The following is a 19,510-nucleotide window of genomic DNA, read 5'->3' on the forward strand; positions in this document are numbered from 1 at the left end:
GTCCGGGGAACCGGACTCGGGGCGCTGCGGTGACGGGCGGTCAGGCGGTACGCGGGCGGCGGCGGGCCAGCCGTTCCGCCGCGAAGACGTCCTCCAGGCGGAAGAGCTGCGCCCGGCCCGCCCGGCCCGCGGCCCGCAGGTGGCCCAGCTGGACCCACTTGCGGATCGTCGCGGGCGCCACTCCCGCCTCCTCGGCGGCCAGCGGGCCGGGGACCATCGTGGGCAGGGCGGGCGTGCTCAGCATGGGGTCTCCTCCGTGTCGTCCATCGCGGCTTCGATCTCCTCGGTACGGGTCCCCGAGGCCTCCGACAGCTCCTCCCACCGGTCCTCCGTCCACAGGTGCCGGTAGGCGGGGTCGTCCTGACAGCCGCACACCTCGTCCGTGCAGACACAGGCCGGGTTCACGCACAGCACCGCGCGCCGGTCCGGGAACGCCCGCAGCGACACCGAGTCGCACCAGGGGCAGCGGCCCGAGACCCGCACGATCGTCTCCGTGTCGCCGAGCGTCCGGGCGCACCGCCGGGCCATCCGGCGGATCTCGTCCCGCACGTGCCGGGCCAGGTCGGGGTGGGCCGCGATCGGGTCGAGCAGCCCCACGAGGCGCCGGAGCCGGTCGATCACCCCGGCGCGGGGCGGGCGGGGCAGCGTGAGCCGGGCGCACACCGCCTCCTCCAGCTCCACCACCCCGTCGGTGATGTCCCGGATGGCGTCCGAGACGTGCAGCCGGATCGGGGCCGCTCCCTGGCCGGGCACGGCCAGCCCATGCCGCTGCTGAAGCAGCAGGGCCTCCCGCCGCTCCTCCCTGATGAGCTCGTCACGCCCTGCCGGGGGCGGCACCGGCGCGCTCCCGGCAGGCCCCCGCCGCCCGGGCGCGAGCTCCTCCGCGAGCTCGGGGAACTGCCGCACGAGGGAAGCGGTCCAGAGCGCGACGTCCCGCAGGACCAGCGCGGTGGCGGGGTCGGTGCGGGGGACCTCGGCGGCCGGGCCGGACGCGGCGCCGTCACGCGGTGCGGGCCGGACGGTGCGGGTGGGGGCGGTACGGGGGGCCTGGCCGGGCGCGACGGTGTCGCGCCGCGCGGGCCGGGCCGCGCGGGTGGGGGCGGTGCGCGGGGTCTCGGTGGCCGGGGCGGACACGGCGGGGGCGGTGCGCGAGGCCTCGGCGGTCCGGCCGGGCGTGGCGGTGTCGCGCGGTGTGGACGGGGCGGTGCGGTCGGTCCCGGGGGAGGTGCGGTCAGTCACGGCGGCCGCTTCCCGTCGTGGCGAGGGCCTTCGCGACGCGGCGGGCGTCTGCGGGGCGGCCGTTGCGCCAGAGGCGGCCCGCGCAGACGCCGTCGAAGTAGCTCTCGGCGGGGGCGACCGCGGTCTCGCACTCGCTGCGGACGGGGCAGCCGGCGCAGGCCCGCAGGGCGAGGGCCGCCTCCTTGGCGCGGCGGGCGAAGACGACGGACGGGGAGAGGCCGGCGCACGCGGCGGAGGCCTGCCAGGGGGACGGGTCGGGATCGAACAAGGGGTTCTCCACGGTCCGGGGCCCGCCCGGGCCGTCCATGGGGCCGGTGGGGCGCCTGGGGCTCAGGGGGCCGACGAGTGCGGCGGCGAGCCAGACTTACACGTTGCGTGCGAGCGCGCAACGAAAATCGGAGGCGGCCCGGCCTCCCCTTCACCGATTCGACACGATTGCGTGCCCGAAAGCACGTAATTCCGTGCGCGCAAGCACGCTAAGGTATGGGATCCGGAGGGTGGGGAAAGAGGAGCGGAACATGAGCACTCAAGGGCTCGACGAGTTCGCAGGCTGGGTCGAAGGCCTGATGAGACAGCGCGGCTACGACATCGACAGCCCGCGCGGCGGCGGGAAGTCCCGCATCGCGGACGAGGCCGGCGTCCATCGCGCCGCCGTCACGCGCCTGTTGCAGCGCCAGAGCATGCCCGACCTGGAGACCATGCGCCGGATCGCCCCGCTGCTCGGCGTCTCCGTCCGCGACATGCTCATCCGGTCCGGGCGCGTGACCCCCGAGGAGCTCCCGATGGCGGCGGACCTGCTGCCGCCGAGCGACTGGCAGCCCTCGATGGAGGACTTCGCCCGCTGGCTGGGGGTGCCCGACGAGCGCATGGGCGTCTTCGTCAAGGTCGTGAACCAGTTCCTGGAGCCCGACACCGAGCAGGCGCCCCCCGCCGAGGCCCCCGAGCCCCGCCGCACCGCCCGCGACTGACCGGCGCGGGCCGCCCCGGGCCGCTCCGGCGCGCGGCCCGTCCCGTCCGCCGGAACGATCCGCCCAGGTCCCGGCCCGCTCCGGCCGGGGGTCCGTGCGCGAGGGCATTTGTTTTGACCGGAGTCCATGCGATAGGTACGCTCATGCCTTGTGCCTGGGGTGTGCCTGGGCTCCCGTGCGTGTCCTCAACCGCACGGCGAGTCATATATCGGCCACCGTGATCCGCGCCTTCTCCGCCCCGTGCGGAAGGCCGCGAGATTCGACACACCCGACCGCGTGGGTCGGCGAATGTTCCAGGTTAGTTTTACCGACGGCACACAGAAACCGGAGAAGTAGTGCCTACGATCCAGCAGCTGGTCCGTAAGGGCCGGCAGGACAAGGTCGAGAAGAACAAGACGCCCGCACTCGAGGGTTCCCCTCAGCGTCGCGGCGTCTGCACGCGTGTGTTCACGACCACCCCGAAGAAGCCGAACTCGGCCCTCCGTAAGGTCGCGCGTGTGCGTCTGACCTCGGGCATCGAGGTCACGGCCTACATCCCGGGTGAGGGTCACAACCTGCAGGAGCACTCCATCGTGCTCGTGCGCGGTGGCCGTGTGAAGGACCTGCCGGGTGTTCGTTACAAGATCATCCGCGGTTCCCTCGACACGCAGGGCGTCAAGAACCGTAAGCAGGCTCGCAGCCGCTACGGCGCCAAGAAGGAGAAGTAAGAATGCCTCGTAAGGGCCCCGCCCCGAAGCGCCCGGTCATCATCGACCCGGTCTACAGCTCTCCTCTTGTCACCTCGCTGATCAACAAGATCCTGCTGGACGGCAAGCGTTCCACCGCCGAGCGCATCGTGTACGGCGCCATGGAGGGTCTTCGTGAGAAGACCGGCCAGGACCCGGTCATCACGCTGAAGCGCGCTCTCGAGAACGTCAAGCCGGCCCTCGAGGTCAAGTCCCGCCGTGTCGGTGGCGCCACCTACCAGGTGCCGATCGAGGTCAAGCCGGGCCGCGCGTCCACGCTGGCCCTCCGCTGGCTCGTCGGTTACTCCCGCGCCCGTCGCGAGAAGACCATGACCGAGCGCCTCATGAACGAGCTCCTCGACGCCTCCAACGGCCTCGGTGCTGCCGTCAAGAAGCGCGAGGACACGCACAAGATGGCCGAGTCCAACAAGGCCTTCGCGCACTACCGCTGGTAGTCGCAACCCACATCGAGACCGAGAGAAGACTGAAGCCTTATGGCTACCACTTCGCTTGACCTGGCCAAGGTGCGCAACATCGGCATCATGGCCCACATCGACGCGGGCAAGACGACCACCACCGAGCGGATCCTGTTCTACACCGGCGTCTCGTACAAGATCGGTGAAGTCCACGACGGCGCTGCCACGATGGACTGGATGGAGCAGGAGCAGGAGCGCGGCATCACGATCACGTCCGCCGCGACGACCTGCCACTGGCCGCTCGAGAATGTCGATCACACGATCAACATCATCGACACGCCGGGTCACGTCGACTTCACCGTCGAGGTGGAGCGTTCGCTGCGCGTGCTCGACGGTGCTGTCACCGTGTTCGACGGTGTGGCCGGTGTCGAGCCCCAGTCCGAGACCGTCTGGCGTCAGGCGGACCGCTACGGCGTTCCGCGTATCTGCTTCGTCAACAAGCTCGACCGGACCGGCGCCGACTTCTTCCGCTGCGTCGACATGATCGTGGACCGCCTCGGCGCGACCCCGATCGTCATGCAGCTCCCGATCGGTGCCGAGGCCGACTTCGAGGGCGTCATCGACCTCGTCCGCATGAAGGCTCTTGTCTGGTCCGCCGAGGCCACCAAGGGCGAGATGTACGACGTCGTCGACATCCCCGCGGACAAGCAGGAGCTCGCCGAGGAGTACCGCGGCAAGCTCGTCGAGGCCGTCTCCGAGAACGACGAGGAGCTCATGGAGCTCTTCCTCGAGGGCACCGAGCCCACCGAGGAGCAGCTCTACGCGGCGATCCGTCGTATCACCATCGCCTCCGGCAAGGGCGGCGAGACCACGGTCACCCCCGTGTTCTGTGGCACCGCGTTCAAGAACAAGGGCGTCCAGCCCCTGCTCGACGCTGTCGTCCGCTACCTGCCGTCCCCCCTGGACGTCGAGGCCATCGAGGGCCACGACGTCAAGGACGCCGAGCTCGTCGTCAAGCGCAAGCCGTCCGACGACGAGCCGCTGGCCGCCCTCGCGTTCAAGATCGCGAGCGACCCGCACCTCGGCAAGCTCACCTTCGTCCGGATCTACTCCGGTCGCCTGGAGGCCGGCACCGCGGTGCTGAACTCCGTCAAGGGCAAGAAGGAGCGCATCGGCAAGATCTACCGCATGCACGCGAACAAGCGTGAGGAGATCGACTCGGTGGGCGCCGGCGACATCGTCGCCGTGATGGGCCTCAAGCAGACCACCACCGGTGAGACGCTGTGCGACGACAAGGCCCCGGTCATCCTGGAGTCCATGGACTTCCCGGCCCCGGTCATCCAGGTCGCCATCGAGCCCAAGTCCAAGGGTGACCAGGAGAAGCTGGGTGTCGCCATCCAGCGTCTCGCGGAGGAGGACCCCTCCTTCCAGGTTCACTCGGACGAGGAGACCGGCCAGACCATCATCGGTGGTATGGGCGAGCTTCACCTCGACATCCTCGTCGACCGCATGCGTCGCGAGTTCAAGGTCGAGGCGAACGTCGGCAAGCCGCAGGTCGCGTACCGCGAGACGATCCGCAAGGCCGTCGAGCGCGTCGACTTCACGCACAAGAAGCAGACCGGTGGTACGGGTCAGTTCGCCAAGGTCCAGATCGGCATCGAGCCGATCACCGAGGGCGACGCCTCGTACGAGTTCGTGAACAAGGTCACCGGTGGCCGCATCCCGAAGGAGTACATCCCTTCGGTCGACGCGGGTGCGCAGGAGGCCATGCAGTTCGGCATCCTCGCCGGTTACGAGATGACCGGTGTGCGTGTGATCCTGCACGACGGTGCCTACCACGAGGTCGACTCCTCCGAGCTCGCCTTCAAGATCGCTGGCTCGCAGGCCTTCAAGGAGGCCGCGCGCAAGGCTTCTCCCGTCATCCTTGAGCCGATGATGGCCGTCGAGGTCGTCACGCCCGAGGACTACATGGGCGAGGTCATCGGTGACATCAACTCCCGCCGTGGCCAGATCCAGGCCATGGAGGAGCGCAGCGGCGCCCGCGTCGTGAAGGGCCTCGTGCCGCTTTCGGAGATGTTCGGCTACGTCGGAGACCTCCGCAGCAAGACCTCGGGTCGCGCAAGCTACTCGATGCAGTTCGACTCCTACGCCGAGGTTCCGCGGAACGTCGCCGAGGAGATCATCGCGAAGGCCAAGGGCGAGTAACTCTCCCGAGTTCACGCTTTAGGCTTGACACCAGTCGTCGGGGCTCGGCCCCGGAACCCCGAGGTACGGCCCCGGCGACTGGCATCCCAGCAAAGATCACCTGGCGCCGATGAAGCAAGGCGTTCAGAACCACTCCAGGAGGACCCCAGTGGCGAAGGCGAAGTTCGAGCGGACTAAGCCGCACGTCAACATCGGCACCATCGGTCACATCGACCACGGTAAGACGACCCTCACGGCCGCCATTACCAAGGTGCTGCACGACGCGTACCCGGACCTGAACGAGGCCTCGGCCTTCGACCAGATCGACAAGGCTCCCGAGGAGCGCCAGCGCGGTATCACGATCTCGATCGCGCACGTCGAGTACCAGACGGAGCAGCGTCACTACGCTCACGTCGACTGCCCCGGTCACGCTGACTACATCAAGAACATGATCACGGGTGCCGCGCAGATGGACGGCGCCATCCTCGTGGTCGCCGCCACCGACGGCCCGATGCCGCAGACCAAGGAGCACGTCCTCCTTGCTCGCCAGGTCGGCGTTCCGTACATCGTCGTCGCCCTGAACAAGGCCGACATGGTGGACGACGAGGAGATCCTGGAGCTCGTCGAGCTCGAGGTCCGTGAGCTCCTCTCCGAGTACGAGTTCCCGGGCGACGACCTGCCGGTCGTCCGCGTCTCGGCGCTCAAGGCGCTCGAGGGCGACAAGGAGTGGGGCGAGAAGCTCCTCGGCCTCATGAAGGCCGTGGACGAGTCCATCCCGCAGCCCGAGCGTGACGTCGACAAGCCGTTCCTGATGCCGATCGAGGACGTCTTCACGATCACCGGTCGTGGCACCGTCGTCACCGGTCGTATCGAGCGTGGTGTCCTCAAGGTCAACGAGACCGTCGACATCATCGGCATCAAGACCGAGAAGACCACCACCACGGTCACCGGCATCGAGATGTTCCGCAAGCTGCTCGACGAGGGCCAGGCCGGTGAGAACGTCGGTCTGCTCCTCCGTGGCATCAAGCGCGAGGACGTCGAGCGCGGCCAGGTCATCATCAAGCCGGGTTCGGTCACGCCGCACACCCAGTTCGAGGCCCAGGCCTACATCCTGTCGAAGGACGAGGGTGGCCGTCACACCCCGTTCTTCAACAACTACCGCCCGCAGTTCTACTTCCGTACCACGGACGTGACCGGCGTCGTGACCCTCCCCGAGGGCACCGAGATGGTCATGCCGGGCGACAACACCGCCATGTCCGTCGAGCTGATCCAGCCCGTCGCCATGGAGGAGGGCCTCAAGTTCGCCATCCGTGAGGGTGGCCGGACCGTCGGCGCCGGCCAGGTCGTCAAGATCACTGCCTGATCTTGAACTGACCTGGTAGCTCGTACGAGCTGCTAGCAGTGAGGGAAGGCCCCGCACCGGAAGGTGCGGGGCCTTCTCGCGTTCCCGGAGGTCCTACGGCCGCCAGCTCCACGGGCGCCCGTCCGCGCCCAGGCCCACCACGGTCGCCCCCCGCGCGCCCAGGTGGAGCGCGGTCGAGACGGCCGGCCTCTCCCGCGTACGGAGCCGGCCGCCGGCCCTGAGGGCGACGCGGCCCTCCTCGTCCGTGCCGAGCAGGACGGTCCCGAGCGCCGGGGACCGGGCGGCGACCACGCCTCCGTACCCGTCGAGACCGGCGTCGCCGTCCGGGCCGGTCAGCCGCGCGGCCGCCGGAGCCCGGGAGTACAGCTCGCCGCCCGCGCTCGCCACGGTGGAGCCGGAGAGCGGCAGCGGAGCCCGCTGCGGGACCCCGTCCACCCAGTGCCGTACGCGCTCCCGCCCGGCCGCGTACAGGTGCACCCGGCCGGCCGCGTCGAGCGAGACCGTCAGGCCGTCCTGGACCTCCGCGCCGCCGGGGAGGGGCCGCCACGGGGACCAGGCGCCGTCCGCCGCCCGTACCCGCGTCGAGACGCCCTTGCCCGCGTTCCGTACGAAGAGGTGGACCCGGCCGTCGGGGGCCGCCACCGCCACCGGGGCACCGATCCGGCGCCCCCGGTCGTCCCCGCGCTCCGGGTTCCCCAGGCCCCGCCAGGCCAGGAAGCCGCCGCCGGGGGAGCGCTGCTCCAGGAGCACCACCTCGCGCCGGTTGGCCGCGCCGTGCCCGTCGAGCGCGGCGAACCGCACCCCGAGGAGCAGCACCCGGCCGTCGCCGAGGACCGCCGAGCCGAGCGCCGGGGCGAGCGGGCCGCCGCCCAGGTCCACCGGCTCGCCCCAGACGCCCGGCGCGGACTCCCGCCAGCGGACCGCGCGAAGACCGAGCACCCCGTACGCGGCGAGCCGGCCGTCCGGCTCCTCGGCGAGCGCCGGGGCCGGGCCCGGCCAGCGGTGGTGGGTGGAGCGGACCCAGCCCTTGCGGTTGGTCAGCGGCCGGTCGCCGCCGACGCCGTAGTCGCCGCAGCCCGAGGGGTTCCCGCACGGCCAGGAGGGGCCGCCGCCGTACGGGACGAGCCGGGCCGCCTTCTCCTCGAGGACCTCGGGCGGGAGGTTCTTGGGCCAGTGGCGGTTGTAGTAGCCGCGGAAGGCGGTGGTCGTGAAGGCCGGGACCGGTTCGCCGTCCCGGACCGCTTCGGCGACCCAGCGGCACAGCGCGGCCCAGGTGAAGGAGGCGGCCGCCGTGTGGTCCCCGTGGTCGGAGTAGCCGGGCTGTTCGGAGTTCCGCCTCCGGGTGGCCTCGTCGCCGAGCTGGATGTCGGGGTCCGGGTCCAGGGTGTGCACGACCGTGGGCCGGTGGCGGCGGAGCAACTCGGTGAGGACGTCGACCAGTTGGTCGTAGTCGTAGGTCCCGGCGCGGGTGACGGGGGAGCCGGCCGACAGATGGGTCCGCAGCTCCAGGGCCCGGTCCTGCCAGAGGGCGGGCAGGGCCATGTAGCGGCGGCCGGCGTGCATCGGCAGGTCGAGGAAGACCAGCTCGACCCTGCGGGCGCCGTGGACGAGGGTGTCGGACTCGGCCCGCCGCCCGCCGGGGAGCGTCAGGGCCTCCCGCCGCCACGGCGTGAACACCGGGAGGCCGAGCGCCACCGCGTACGACTGGCGCAGGCCCTGGCGGCGGGCGGCGGAGTAGGCCGCCCGGTCCGGGGGCGTCTCGGGCATCCCCGCGATCCGGTTCCGGCCGTTGTGCTCGCCGGCCGTCACGTACACGGAGACGAGCGGGACGCCCGCGTCGAGCAGCCGCTGCGTGTCCGGGTTCATGAAGTACAGGTCGTCGTCCGGATGCGCGGAGAACTGCATGAGCAGCGCCCGCCCGGCCCGCGAGGAGGCGACCGGCCTGCCCGGCGCCGGGTCGGCGGTGGGCGCGGTCCGGCGCGGCTCCGGTACGGAACACCCGGCGGCGGCCGAGACGACCGCGAGGGCGGCGGCGAGAACCGTCCGTCGACGGGGTGGAGTGTGCACGACAGGACCTTTCGCTCATCTGCTCCCCTGGAGGACGGATGTGCGACCGGGGCGGTTGTGTGCGGGGCGGGGCCGGCCGGGAGGATCACCCGAAAAGATCACCGGAAAAAGATCTTCGAGATCGTGCGGACGGATGTCGAGAAGGCGATCCTGGTTCCGACCGAAGGGTGACAGCGCGCCACCGGGGCGGGCGGGACGGGGAGGACACCCGAGATGAAGTACGTCGCGATGATCTACGGCAACCAGGCCAAGTGGGACTCCTTCCCGGCCGAGGCCTGGCCCGAGGCGATCGCCCGGCAGGAGGCCTTCAACACCAGGTACCGGGAGAGCGGCGAGCTGATCGGCGCGTACGGCCTCGCCGACGCGGCCGCCGCCCAGCTCGTCCGCCGCGTGGACGGGGCCCCCGCGGTCACCGACGGCCCCTACCTGGAGACCAAGGAGTACCTGGCCAGCTTCTACCTGCTCGACTGCGACAGCCTGGAGCGCGCCCAGCAGATCGCCGCGGACATGCCCTTCGCGGACGTCGAGCCCGTCGAGCTGTGGCCGATCCTGCACGAGTCCGCGGCGGACGTGTGACGGGCACGACACAAGACCGAGAGCCGACCACCCCGGCCGCCGCCCCGTGCGGCCGGGGGCCGGCCGCTGTGACCGCCGCCCCGCGTGGCCGGGGGCCGGGCGCTGTGGCCGGTGCTCCGCGTGGTCGGGGACCTGTCGCTGTGGCTGTTGCCCTGCGTGGTCGGGGACCTGCCGCTGTGGCTGTCGCCCTGCGTGGCCGGGGGCCTGCCGTTGTGGCCGCTGCCCCGCGTGGCCGGGGGCCCGCCGTTGTGGCCGTCGCCCATGTGGCCGGGGGGCGGGCGCTGTGACGGGGCCCCGTGGGATCGAGGACCTGCTGCGTGCGTGCGCGCCGCAGGTCCTCGGCGCGCTCGTGCGCCGGTACGGGGCCTTCGACCTCTGTGAGGACGCCGTTCAGGAGGCGCTGATCGCGGCCGCACGGCAGTGGCCCGAGGAGGGGGTGCCCGAGCAGCCGCGCGGGTGGCTGCTCACCGTCGCCACCCGCCGGTACGTGGACCTCGTGCGCAGCGAGTCCGCCCGCCGGCGCCGCGAGGACGCCGTCGCGCTCGCCACGCCCGACTCCGAGCTCCTCGCCCGCGCCGCCGACGAGGCTCCGGACCCCGACCGGGACGACTCCCTGTCCCTGCTCTTCCTCTGCTGCCACCCGGACCTGTCGCCGCCCAGCCGGATCGCGCTGACCCTGCGCGCCGTCGGCGGCCTCACCACCGCGCAGATCGCCGCCGCCTTCCTCGTGCCCGAGTCGACCATGGCGCAGCGGATCAGCAGGGCCAAGCAGACGATCAGGACCGGGGGCCTGTCCCTCGCGCTGCCGGAGGGCGAGGAGCGCACCGCCCGCCTCGCCGAGGTGCGGCACGTGCTCTACCTCGTCTTCAACGAGGGCTACACGGCCAGCGGAGGCGACGCGCTCACCGCGCCCGAGCTGTCCACGGAGGCGATCCGGCTCACCCGGATGCTGCACCGGCTCGCCCCCGAGGACACCGAGACGGCGGGTCTGCTCGCGCTGATGCTGCTCACCGACGCCCGCCGCCCGGCCCGCACGGGCCCGGACGGGGAGCTCGTCCCGCTCGCGGAGCAGGACCGGGGGAGCTGGGACGGCGCGCTGATCACCGAGGGCGTGGAGCTGATCAGCCGCACCCTGCCGGCGGGCCGGGTCGGCCCGTACCAGCTCCAGGCGGCGATCGCGGCCGTGCACGACGAGGCCGCGTCCGCGGAGGCCACGGACTGGCCGCAGATCCTCGCCCTGTACGAGCTCCTGGAGCGCGCCGGGCCGAACCCGATGGTGACCCTCAACCGGGCGGTCGCCGTCGCCATGGTCCACGGCCCGAAGTCCGGTCTGGAGCTTCTGGACGGGCTGGCGGAGGACCGGCGGCTCGCCCGGAACCACCGTCTCCTCGCGACCCGCGCGCACCTGCTCGAACTCCTCGGCGACGAGGAGGGGGCGGCCGCCGCCTACCGGGAGGCGGCCCGCCACACGACCAGCGCACCCGAGCGGCGCCATCTGACGGAGCGGGCCCGGCGCCTGGGCTGAGGGGCACCGGACGACGGGGGAGAGGGGCGCGCGCGGCAGGTCCATGCGCCCCGGCGCATGGACGTACGTGACGTGGGGTACAGTCTTCGCCCCCGATTGGCGGCCGGAAGCCCCCGTATGGCAGACTGTCCAAGTTGCTCGGTTGAGTGCCGATGCTGCGCGCCTCCCGTCGGGAGGACCGGAAGCGAGTCCCACAGTACTCGTCGCTCCTCATCAGGAGCGGACGTACGGGAATCTTCTGGGAAGCGTCAGCGGGGTGCCGGCCAGGCACCCGGTGGGTGTTCTGCCCCCGGCCTGCGGTCATGGAGACCGCGTCCCCTTGGTTGGGAGATCCCTAGGGATTTCTGCGTAGAGGGAACGCGACACGCCCGACCGCGTGGGTCGGAGACAGACGCAAACGCACCGGGTTCCAGAGCGTTATACGAGACAAAGGACTACTAGTAGCCATGGCGGGACAGAAGATCCGCATCCGGCTCAAGGCCTACGACCACGAGGTCATCGACTCCTCGGCGAAGAAGATCGTCGAGACGGTGACCCGCACTGGTGCGTCGGTCGCGGGCCCGGTGCCGCTGCCCACTGAGAAGAACGTGTACTGCGTCATCAAGTCGCCGCACAAGTACAAGGACTCGCGCGAGCACTTCGAGATGCGCACGCACAAGCGCCTCATCGACATCCTCGACCCCACGCCGAAGACGGTTGACTCGCTCATGCGCCTCGACCTGCCGGCTGGCGTCGACATCGAGATCAAGCTCTGAGGTGACGCGCGAGATGGCTAAGAACATCAAGGGCATCCTGGGCGAGAAGCTCGGCATGACGCAGGTCTGGGACGAGAACAACCGGGTCGTCCCGGTGACCGTCGTCAAGGCCGGCCCGAATGTCGTGACCCAGGTCCGTACGAACGACGTCGACGGCTACGAGTCGGTCCAGATCGCCTTCGGCGAGATCGACCCGCGCAAGGTGAACAAGCCCCTCAAGGGTCACTTCGCCAAGGCCGACGTCACCCCGCGCCGCCACCTGGTGGAGCTCCGCACCGCTGACGCCTCCGAGTACACGCTCGGCCAGGAGATCACCGCCGAGGTCTTCGAGGCCGGCGTGAAGGTCGACGTCACCGGCAAGAGCAAGGGCAAGGGCTTCGCCGGTGCGATGAAGCGCCACAACTTCCGTGGTGGCAAGGCCTCGCACGGTGCCCACCGCGTGCACCGCAAGCCCGGTTCGATCGGTGGCTGCGCCACCCCGGGCCGCGTCTTCAAGGGCATGCGCATGGCCGGTCGCATGGGCAACGAGCGTGTGACCACCCAGAACCTGACCGTCCACGCCGTTGACGCCGAGAAGGGTCTGCTGCTCATCAAGGGCGCCGTCCCCGGCCCCAACGGTGGCCTCGTCCTGGTCCGCACCGCGGCCAAGGGGGTTTGAGGAACCGATGAGCACCATTGACATCCTTTCGCCGTCTGGCGACAAGGCCGGGACCGTCGAGCTCCCCGCGGAGATCTTCGGCGCCAAGGTCAGCGTCCCGCTGATCCACCAGGTCGTCGTCGCGCAGCTGGCCGCGGCCCGTCAGGGCACGCACAAGACCAAGACCCGTGGCGAAGTCCGCGGTGGTGGCAAGAAGCCTTACCGCCAGAAGGGCACCGGCCGCGCCCGTCAGGGTTCGACCCGCGCCCCGCAGTTCGCCGGTGGTGGCGTCGTGCACGGTCCCGTGCCGCGTGACTACTCGCAGCGGACCCCGAAGAAGATGAAGGCCGCCGCCCTCCGCGGTGCCCTGTCGGACCGGGCGAACCACTCCCGCATCCACGTCGTCACCGGCGTGGTCGAGGGTGGCATCTCCACCAAGGCCGCCAAGACGCTGTTCGGCAAGATCTCGGAGCGCAAGAACCTGCTCCTGGTCGCCGAGCGCTCCGACGAGGCCGCGTGGCTGTCCGCCCGCAACCTGCCCCAGGTGCACATCCTGGAGCCGGGCCAGCTCAACACGTACGACGTGATCGTCTCCGACGACGTGGTCTTCACCCAGGCCGCCCTCGAGTCCTTCGTGTCTGGCCCCCAGACCGCTGAGACCGAAGGGAGCGACGCCTGATGACTGAGGCCGTCGTCACCAGCAAGACCTTCTCGGACCCGCGCGACATTCTCGTCAAGCCGGTCGTCTCGGAGAAGAGCTACGCCCTGCTGGACGAGAACAAGTACACGTTCATCGTCGCGCCTGGCTCCAACAAGACCCAGATCAAGCAGGCCGTCGAGGCGGTCTTCTCGGTCAAGGTCACCGGGGTCAACACGATCAACCGTCAGGGCAAGCGCAAGCGCACCCGCACCGGTTTCGGCAAGCGCGCCAACACCAAGCGCGCCATCGTGACCCTTGCTGAGGGCAACCGTATCGACATCTTCGGCGGTCCGACCGCCTAACGGCGGTCTGGATCGTCCGGAATCGGACGAGGACTGAGAAATGGGAATCCGCAAGTACAAGCCGACTACGCCGGGCCGTCGTGGCTCCTCCGTAGCCGACTTCGTCGAGATCACGCGGTCCACGCCGGAGAAGTCGCTGGTCCGCCCCCTGCACAGCAAGGGCGGCCGTAACAACACCGGTCGTGTGACCGTCCGTCACCAGGGCGGTGGCCACAAGCGCGCCTACCGTGTGATCGACTTCCGTCGTCACGACAAGGACGGCGTGCCGGCCAAGGTCGCTCACATCGAGTACGACCCCAACCGCACCGCGCGCATCGCGCTCCTCCACTACGTGGACGGCGAGAAGCGCTACATCATCGCCCCCAAGGGTCTGACCCAGGGCGACCGCGTCGAGAACGGCCCGGGCGCGGACATCAAGCCCGGCAACAACCTGGCGCTCCGCAACATCCCGGTCGGTACCACGATCCACGCGATCGAGCTCCGTCCCGGTGGCGGCGCCAAGTTCGCCCGCTCGGCCGGTGCCTCCGTGCAGCTGCTGGCGAAGGAGGGCACCATGGCCCACCTCCGCATGCCGTCCGGTGAGATCCGTCTCGTCGACGCCCGCTGCCGCGCCACCATCGGCGAGGTCGGCAACGCCGAGCAGTCGAACATCAACTGGGGCAAGGCCGGCCGCAAGCGCTGGCTTGGCGTTCGCCCGACCGTCCGCGGTGTGGCGATGAACCCGGTCGACCACCCGCACGGTGGTGGTGAGGGCAAGACCTCCGGTGGTCGCCACCCGGTCTCCCCGTGGGGTCAGAAGGAGGGTCGTACGCGTTCGCCTAAGAAGGCTTCGAACAAGTACATCGTCCGCCGCCGCAAGACGAACAAGAAGCGCTAGGAGCGGGTTTAGATGCCGCGCAGTCTCAAGAAGGGACCCTTCGTCGACGGCCACCTCGTCAAGAAGGTGGACGCCCAGAACGAAGCCGGTACCAAGAACGTCATCAAGACCTGGTCCCGTCGCTCGATGATCATCCCGGCCATGCTCGGCCACACGATCGCGGTGCACAACGGCAAGACCCACATTCCGGTGTTTGTCACCGAGTCGATGGTCGGCCACAAGCTCGGCGAGTTCTCGCCGACGCGCACCTTCCGGGGTCACGTGAAGGACGACCGGAAGTCGAAGCGCCGCTAGTAGCGGGGTGGAATGACCATGACAGACACTGGAAGGACAACCATGGAAGCCAGGGCCCAGGCGCGGTACATCCGCGTCACGCCCATGAAGGCCCGCCGCGTGGTGGACCTTATCCGTGGCATGGACGCCACGGAGGCTCAGGCGGTCCTGCGTTTCGCCCCGCAGGCCGCGAGCGTGCCGGTTGGCAAGGTGCTGGACAGCGCCATCGCCAACGCCGCGCACAACTACGACCACACGGACGCCTCTTCGCTGTTCATCAGCGAGGCGTTCGTCGATGAGGGCCCGACCCTGAAGCGGTTCCGTCCGCGTGCCCAGGGCCGTGCCTACCGGATCCGTAAGCGGACCAGCCACATCACCGTGGTCGTCAGCAGCAAGGAAGGAACCCGGTAATGGGCCAGAAGGTTAACCCGCATGGGTTCCGGCTCGGCATCACCACGGACTTCAAGTCCCGCTGGTACGCCGACAAGCTGTACAAGGACTACGTCAAGGAAGACGTCGCCATCCGTCGGATGATGACGTCCGGCATGGAGCGCGCCGGCATCTCGAAGGTTGAGATCGAGCGCACCCGTGACCGCGTGCGGGTGGACATCCACACCGCGCGTCCCGGCATCGTCATCGGCCGCCGTGGCGCCGAGGCCGACCGCATCCGCGGCGACCTCGAGAAGCTCACGGGCAAGCAGGTCCAGCTGAACATCCTCGAGGTCAAGAACCCCGAGATGGACGCCCAGCTGGTCGCCCAGGCCGTTGCCGAGCAGCTCTCCTCCCGCGTCTCCTTCCGTCGCGCCATGCGTAAGAGCATGCAGGGCACGATGAAGGCCGGCGCCAAGGGCATCAAGATCCAGTGCGGCGGTCGTCTCGGCGGCGCCGAGATGTCCCGCTCGGAGTTCTACCGCGAGGGTCGTGTGCCGCTGCACACGCTCCGCGCGAACGTGGACTACGGCTTCTTCGAGGCCAAGACGACCTTCGGTCGCATTGGCGTCAAGGTCTGGATCTACAAGGGCGACGTCAAGAACATCGCCGAGGTCCGCGCCGAGAACGCCGCTGCCCGTGCGGGTAACCGCCCGGCCCGTGGCGCCGGCGCTGGCGACCGCCCGGCCGGCCGTGGTGGCCGCGGTGGCGAGCGTGGCGGCCGCGGCCGCAAGCCGCAGCAGTCGGCTCCGGCCGCCGAGGCCCCCAAGGCCGAGGCTGCCGCCGCTGCTCCGGCTGAGAGCACCGGAACGGAGGCCTGACCGACATGCTGATCCCCCGTAGGGTCAAGCACCGCAAGCAGCACCACCCGAAGCGCTCCGGCGCCAGCAAGGGTGGTACGCAGGTTGCGTTCGGCGAGTACGGCATTCAGGCCCTCACGCCGGCGTACGTGACCAACCGCCAGATCGAGGCGGCTCGTATCGCGATGACCCGCCACATCAAGCGTGGCGGCAAGGTCTGGATCAACATCTACCCGGACCGCCCGCTGACGAAGAAGCCCGCCGAGACCCGCATGGGTTCCGGTAAGGGTTCTCCGGAGTGGTGGATCGCGAACGTCAAGCCGGGTCGGGTGATGTTCGAACTGTCCTACCCGAACGAGAAGATCGCGCGCGAGGCCCTGACCCGTGCGGCCCACAAGCTGCCGATGAAGTGCAAGATCGTGAAGCGCGAAGCAGGTGAGCTGTGATGTCGGCCGGTACCAAGGCGTCCGAGCTGCGCGAGCTGGGCAACGAGGAGCTTCTCAACAAGCTCCGCGAGGCCAAGGAAGAGCTGTTCAACCTCCGCTTCCAGGCGGCGACGGGTCAGCTCGAGAACCACGGTCGGCTCAAGTCCGTCCGTAAGGACATCGCCCGGATCTACACCCTGATGCGCGAGCGTGAGCTGGGCATCGAGACGGTGGAGAACGTCTGATGAGCGAGAACAACGTGACTGAGAAGACCGAGCGCAACGCTCGCAAGGTCCGCGAGGGCCTCGTCGTCAGCGACAAGATGGACAAGACCGTCGTCGTCGCTGTCGAGGACCGCGTCAAGCACGCGCTGTACGGCAAGGTCATCCGCCGTACGAACAAGCTCAAGGCTCACGACGAGCAGAACGCTGCCGGCATCGGCGACCGCGTCCTCCTGATGGAGACCCGGAAGCTGTCCGCCACGAAGCACTGGCGCGTCGTCGAGATCCTCGAGAAGGCCAAGTAAGGAATTTCCCGCAAGGGAAATCCAAAAGTTCAGCCTGAGGGGTATCCCTCAGGTCAGTTCCGCCAGGCTCGGCAGGGGCTTCCTCTGAAGCCCCTGCCGGGAACCGGCAGACAATCAGGAGATAGACGTGATCCAGCAGGAGTCGCGACTGCGTGTCGCCGACAACACTGGTGCCAAGGAGATCCTTTGCATCCGTGTTCTCGGTGGCTCGGGTCGCCGCTACGCGGGCATCGGTGACGTCATCGTCGCCACCGTCAAGGACGCGATCCCCGGTGGCAACGTGAAGAAGGGTGACGTCGTCAAGGCGGTCATCGTTCGCACCGTCAAGGAGCGCCGCCGCCAGGACGGCTCGTACATCCGCTTCGACGAGAACGCCGCTGTCATTCTCAAGAACGACGGCGACCCTCGTGGCACCCGTATCTTCGGCCCGGTCGGCCGTGAGCTGCGCGAGAAGAAGTTCATGAAGATCATCTCGCTCGCGCCGGAGGTGCTGTAAGCATGAAGATCAAGAAGGGCGACCTGGTCCAGGTCATCACCGGTAAGGACAAGGGCAAGCAGGGCAAGGTCATCACGGCCTTCCCCGCCGAGAACCGCGTCCTGGTCGAGGGTGTCAACCGGGTCAAGAAGCACACCAAGGCCGGCCCGAACCAGGCCGGCGGCATCGTGACGACCGAGGCTCCGGTCCACGTCTCCAACGTCCAGCTGGTCGTGGAGAAGGACGGCAAGAAGGTCGTCACGCGTGTCGGTTACCGCTTCGACGACGAGGGCAACAAGATCCGCGTTGCCAAGCGGACGGGTGAGGACATCTGATGGCTACCACCACTCCGCGTCTCAAGACGAAGTACCGCGAGGAGATCGCGGGCAAGATGCGTGACGAGTTCAAGTACGAGAACGTCATGCAGATCCCCGGCCTCGTGAAGATCGTGGTCAACATGGGTGTCGGCGACGCCGCCCGTGACTCGAAGCTCATGGACGGTGCCGTCCGTGACCTCACCACGATCACCGGCCAGAAGCCGGCGATCACCAAGGCTCGCAAGTCCATCGCGCAGTTCAAGCTGCGTGAGGGCCAGCCGATCGGTGCGCACGTCACCCTCCGTGGCGACCGCATGTGGGAGTTCCTGGACCGCACCCTGTCGCTCGCGCTCCCGCGCATCCGCGACTTCCGCGGCCTGTCCCCCAAGCAGTTCGACGGCCGTGGCAACTACACCTTCGGTCTCACGGAGCAGGTCATGTTCCACGAGATCGACCAGGACAAGATCGACCGTGTCCGGGGTATGGACATCACCGTGGTGACCACGGCGACCAACGACGACGAGGGCCGTGCCCTTCTGCGTCACCTCGGCTTCCCGTTCAAGGAGGCGTAAGCGAGATGGCGAAGAAGGCTCTCATCGCGAAGGCTGCCCGCAAGCCCAAGTTCGGCGTGCGTGGCTACACGCGCTGCCAGCGCTGTGGTCGTCCCCACTCCGTGTACCGCAAGTTCGGCCTGTGCCGTGTGTGCCTCCGTGAGATGGCTCACCGTGGCGAGCTGCCGGGCGTGACCAAGAGCTCCTGGTAATCCCCTAGTTGGGATGACCGGAGTCTCTCGGTAAGCATTGGGTCGGCGGAGGCCCACCCTCGCATGCCTTAGGCTTGTGGGGTTGGGCGTCCGCCGCCCGTACGACTTACTACGCCGTAGGTCCCCGCGCCGCACCCGTCCCGCCCCTGTGTGGGGAGAGGGATGGCGCATACAGGAAACCCCGGCGAGAGAGGCCGAAGGCCAATTCATGACCATGACTGATCCGATCGCGGACATGCTGACTCGTCTGCGTAACGCGAACTCGGCATACCACGACTCCGTGACGATGCCGCACAGCAAGATCAAGTCTCACATCGCGGAAATCCTCCAGCAGGAGGGCTTCATCACGGGCTGGAAGGTCGAGGACGCCGAGGTCGGCAAGAACCTCGTCCTCGAGCTCAAGTTCGGTCCGAACCGTGAGCGCTCCATCGCGGGCATCAAGCGGATCTCGAAGCCCGGTCTCCGGGTTTACGCGAAGTCCACCAACCTGCCGAAGGTCCTCGGCGGCCTGGGCGTGGCGATCATCTCCACGTCCCACGGTCTCCTGACCGGCCAGCAGGCAGGAAAGAAGGGCGTAGGTGGGGAAGTCCTCGCCTACGTCTGGTAGTCGGGAACGGAGGAATAGCTAATGTCGCGTATTGGCAAGCTGCCTATCCAGGTTCCCGCCGGCGTGGACGTCACCATCGATGGCCGCACGGTCACGGTCAAGGGTTCCAAGGGCACCCTGACCCACACCGTCGCCGCTCCGATCGAGATCGTTAAGGGCGAGGACGGCGTGCTCAACGTCAACCGCCCGAACGACGAGCGTCAGAACAAGGCCCTGCACGGCCTGTCCCGCACGCTGGTGGCCAACATGATCACCGGTGTGACCCAGGGTTACGTCAAGGCGCTCGAGATCAGCGGTGTCGGTTACCGCGTGGCCGCGAAGGGCTCCGCTCTGGAGTTCCAGCTCGGCTACAGCCACCCGATCCTGGTCGAGGCGCCCGAGGGCATCTCGTTCAAGGTCGAGTCGCCGACCAAGTTCTCGGTCGAGGGCATCGACAAGCAGAAGGTCGGCGAGGTCGCCGCCAACATCCGCAAGCTTCGCAAGCCCGACCCCTACAAGGCCAAGGGCGTGAAGTACGCGGGCGAGGTCATCCGCCGCAAGGTCGGAAAGGCTGGTAAGTAA

Annotated in this window: 28 protein-coding genes; 24 read left to right on the forward strand and 4 right to left on the reverse strand. The window is 69.1% G+C overall.

Annotation, left to right across the window (positions count from 1 at the left end):
* Window positions 1–40: 40 nt before the first annotated feature.
* From ACFYUS_RS00335 to ACFYUS_RS00345, 3 genes are read right to left on the reverse strand one after another with little or no spacing between them, the layout of a single operon-like run.
* A complete protein-coding gene (locus ACFYUS_RS00335) occupies window positions 41–244 on the reverse strand; it encodes a hypothetical protein (protein ID WP_388844053.1) in 204 nt (67 codons plus the stop codon).
* The gene (locus ACFYUS_RS00340; RefSeq protein WP_388844055.1) at window positions 238–1,239 is read right to left on the reverse strand and encodes a hypothetical protein; all 1,002 of its coding nucleotides are present in this window, start codon (window positions 1,237–1,239) and stop codon (window positions 238–240) included. The genes ACFYUS_RS00335 and ACFYUS_RS00340 overlap by 7 nt, the downstream gene beginning before the upstream one ends.
* On the reverse strand, window positions 1,232–1,507 hold the full coding sequence (locus ACFYUS_RS00345) for a WhiB family transcriptional regulator (RefSeq protein ID WP_388844057.1): 276 nt from the start codon (window positions 1,505–1,507) through the stop codon (window positions 1,232–1,234). The genes ACFYUS_RS00340 and ACFYUS_RS00345 overlap by 8 nt, the downstream gene beginning before the upstream one ends.
* Window positions 1,508–1,757: 250 nt before the next feature.
* On the opposite strand from ACFYUS_RS00345, the gene ACFYUS_RS00350 reads away from it, so the two are divergent.
* The 5 genes from ACFYUS_RS00350 to tuf all read left to right on the forward strand — a co-directional run bounded on the left by ACFYUS_RS00350 (window position 1,758) and on the right by tuf (window position 6,895).
* The gene (locus tag ACFYUS_RS00350) at window positions 1,758–2,207 is read left to right on the forward strand and encodes a helix-turn-helix domain-containing protein (RefSeq protein WP_388844059.1); all 450 of its coding nucleotides are present in this window, start codon (window positions 1,758–1,760) and stop codon (window positions 2,205–2,207) included.
* A gap of 335 nt (window positions 2,208–2,542) precedes the next feature.
* Window positions 2,543–2,914: a 30S ribosomal protein S12 gene (gene rpsL, locus ACFYUS_RS00355; protein WP_003948652.1), complete on the forward strand. Its 372-nt coding sequence runs from the start codon at window positions 2,543–2,545 to the stop codon at window positions 2,912–2,914.
* A 2-nt stretch (window positions 2,915–2,916) separates the two neighbouring features.
* The gene (gene rpsG, locus ACFYUS_RS00360) at window positions 2,917–3,387 is read left to right on the forward strand and encodes a 30S ribosomal protein S7 (protein ID WP_015035567.1); all 471 of its coding nucleotides are present in this window, start codon (window positions 2,917–2,919) and stop codon (window positions 3,385–3,387) included.
* Between the two features lie 39 nt (window positions 3,388–3,426).
* Complete coding sequence (fusA, locus tag ACFYUS_RS00365; protein WP_388844061.1) at window positions 3,427–5,553, forward strand: elongation factor G; 2,127 nt, start codon at window positions 3,427–3,429, stop codon at window positions 5,551–5,553.
* Window positions 5,554–5,701: 148 nt separating this feature from the next.
* Window positions 5,702–6,895, forward strand: coding sequence for an elongation factor Tu (gene tuf / locus ACFYUS_RS00370; protein WP_388844063.1), 1,194 nt, complete (start codon window positions 5,702–5,704; stop codon window positions 6,893–6,895).
* Between the two features lie 93 nt (window positions 6,896–6,988).
* Here the strand turns inward: tuf and ACFYUS_RS00375 are convergent, their stop codons facing one another.
* Window positions 6,989–8,962, reverse strand: coding sequence for a PIG-L family deacetylase (locus ACFYUS_RS00375; protein WP_388844065.1), 1,974 nt, complete (start codon window positions 8,960–8,962; stop codon window positions 6,989–6,991).
* A gap of 213 nt (window positions 8,963–9,175) precedes the next feature.
* Here ACFYUS_RS00375 and ACFYUS_RS00380 point away from each other — a divergent pair, with 213 nt between their 5' ends.
* The 19 genes from ACFYUS_RS00380 to rplF all read left to right on the forward strand — a co-directional run bounded on the left by ACFYUS_RS00380 (window position 9,176) and on the right by rplF (window position 19,510).
* Window positions 9,176–9,538, forward strand: coding sequence for a YciI family protein (locus tag ACFYUS_RS00380; RefSeq protein WP_388844067.1), 363 nt, complete (start codon window positions 9,176–9,178; stop codon window positions 9,536–9,538).
* Between the two features lie 283 nt (window positions 9,539–9,821).
* Complete coding sequence (locus ACFYUS_RS00385) at window positions 9,822–11,063, forward strand: RNA polymerase sigma factor (RefSeq protein ID WP_388844069.1); 1,242 nt, start codon at window positions 9,822–9,824, stop codon at window positions 11,061–11,063.
* A gap of 446 nt (window positions 11,064–11,509) precedes the next feature.
* Window positions 11,510–11,818, forward strand: coding sequence for a 30S ribosomal protein S10 (gene rpsJ / locus ACFYUS_RS00390; protein ID WP_003948644.1), 309 nt, complete (start codon window positions 11,510–11,512; stop codon window positions 11,816–11,818).
* Window positions 11,819–11,831: 13 nt separating this feature from the next.
* Entirely contained in the window at window positions 11,832–12,476 is a 645-nt protein-coding gene (gene rplC, locus ACFYUS_RS00395; RefSeq protein WP_030687820.1) for a 50S ribosomal protein L3, read from the forward strand.
* 7 nt (window positions 12,477–12,483) lie between these two features.
* Complete coding sequence (rplD, locus tag ACFYUS_RS00400; RefSeq protein WP_041130774.1) at window positions 12,484–13,134, forward strand: 50S ribosomal protein L4; 651 nt, start codon at window positions 12,484–12,486, stop codon at window positions 13,132–13,134.
* Window positions 13,134–13,457, forward strand: coding sequence for a 50S ribosomal protein L23 (rplW, locus tag ACFYUS_RS00405; RefSeq protein WP_041130775.1), 324 nt, complete (start codon window positions 13,134–13,136; stop codon window positions 13,455–13,457). Before rplD ends, rplW begins: the two co-directional genes overlap by 1 nt.
* A gap of 40 nt (window positions 13,458–13,497) precedes the next feature.
* Complete coding sequence (gene rplB, locus ACFYUS_RS00410) at window positions 13,498–14,334, forward strand: 50S ribosomal protein L2 (protein WP_030208986.1); 837 nt, start codon at window positions 13,498–13,500, stop codon at window positions 14,332–14,334.
* Between the two features lie 12 nt (window positions 14,335–14,346).
* Complete coding sequence (gene rpsS / locus ACFYUS_RS00415; RefSeq protein WP_015035577.1) at window positions 14,347–14,628, forward strand: 30S ribosomal protein S19; 282 nt, start codon at window positions 14,347–14,349, stop codon at window positions 14,626–14,628.
* Window positions 14,629–14,670: 42 nt separating this feature from the next.
* On the forward strand, window positions 14,671–15,018 hold the full coding sequence (rplV, locus tag ACFYUS_RS00420; protein WP_030359020.1) for a 50S ribosomal protein L22: 348 nt from the start codon (window positions 14,671–14,673) through the stop codon (window positions 15,016–15,018).
* The gene (gene rpsC, locus ACFYUS_RS00425) at window positions 15,018–15,857 is read left to right on the forward strand and encodes a 30S ribosomal protein S3 (protein WP_015035579.1); all 840 of its coding nucleotides are present in this window, start codon (window positions 15,018–15,020) and stop codon (window positions 15,855–15,857) included. The genes rplV and rpsC overlap by 1 nt, the downstream gene beginning before the upstream one ends.
* 5 nt (window positions 15,858–15,862) lie before the next feature.
* Window positions 15,863–16,282 carry a 50S ribosomal protein L16 gene (gene rplP, locus ACFYUS_RS00430; RefSeq protein WP_017239579.1) on the forward strand — a complete coding sequence of 140 codons (420 nt, stop codon included), beginning with the start codon at window positions 15,863–15,865 and terminating at the stop codon, window positions 16,280–16,282.
* Window positions 16,282–16,506 carry a 50S ribosomal protein L29 gene (gene rpmC / locus ACFYUS_RS00435; RefSeq protein WP_056552388.1) on the forward strand — a complete coding sequence of 75 codons (225 nt, stop codon included), beginning with the start codon at window positions 16,282–16,284 and terminating at the stop codon, window positions 16,504–16,506. The genes rplP and rpmC overlap by 1 nt, the downstream gene beginning before the upstream one ends.
* On the forward strand, window positions 16,506–16,787 hold the full coding sequence (gene rpsQ, locus ACFYUS_RS00440; protein ID WP_123454679.1) for a 30S ribosomal protein S17: 282 nt from the start codon (window positions 16,506–16,508) through the stop codon (window positions 16,785–16,787). Before rpmC ends, rpsQ begins: the two co-directional genes overlap by 1 nt.
* Before the next feature lie 127 nt (window positions 16,788–16,914).
* Window positions 16,915–17,283, forward strand: coding sequence for a 50S ribosomal protein L14 (rplN, locus tag ACFYUS_RS00445; protein ID WP_003956455.1), 369 nt, complete (start codon window positions 16,915–16,917; stop codon window positions 17,281–17,283).
* A gap of 2 nt (window positions 17,284–17,285) precedes the next feature.
* Window positions 17,286–17,597 (forward strand): 50S ribosomal protein L24, encoded by a 312-nt coding sequence (rplX, locus tag ACFYUS_RS00450; RefSeq protein ID WP_388844073.1) that lies wholly within the window; start codon window positions 17,286–17,288, stop codon window positions 17,595–17,597.
* Window positions 17,594–18,151: a 50S ribosomal protein L5 gene (gene rplE, locus ACFYUS_RS00455; protein WP_388845926.1), complete on the forward strand. Its 558-nt coding sequence runs from the start codon at window positions 17,594–17,596 to the stop codon at window positions 18,149–18,151. The genes rplX and rplE overlap by 4 nt, the downstream gene beginning before the upstream one ends.
* Window positions 18,152–18,156: 5 nt before the next feature.
* Window positions 18,157–18,342: a type Z 30S ribosomal protein S14 gene (locus tag ACFYUS_RS00460; protein WP_003948630.1), complete on the forward strand. Its 186-nt coding sequence runs from the start codon at window positions 18,157–18,159 to the stop codon at window positions 18,340–18,342.
* Window positions 18,343–18,550: 208 nt separating this feature from the next.
* The gene (rpsH, locus tag ACFYUS_RS00465; protein WP_015035585.1) at window positions 18,551–18,949 is read left to right on the forward strand and encodes a 30S ribosomal protein S8; all 399 of its coding nucleotides are present in this window, start codon (window positions 18,551–18,553) and stop codon (window positions 18,947–18,949) included.
* 21 nt (window positions 18,950–18,970) lie between these two features.
* Window positions 18,971–19,510 carry a 50S ribosomal protein L6 gene (rplF, locus tag ACFYUS_RS00470; RefSeq protein WP_388844075.1) on the forward strand — a complete coding sequence of 180 codons (540 nt, stop codon included), beginning with the start codon at window positions 18,971–18,973 and terminating at the stop codon, window positions 19,508–19,510.

It is taken from the genome of Streptomyces sp. NPDC004284, from assembly GCF_042874035.1.
Lineage (GTDB): Bacteria > Actinomycetota > Actinomycetes > Streptomycetales > Streptomycetaceae > Streptomyces.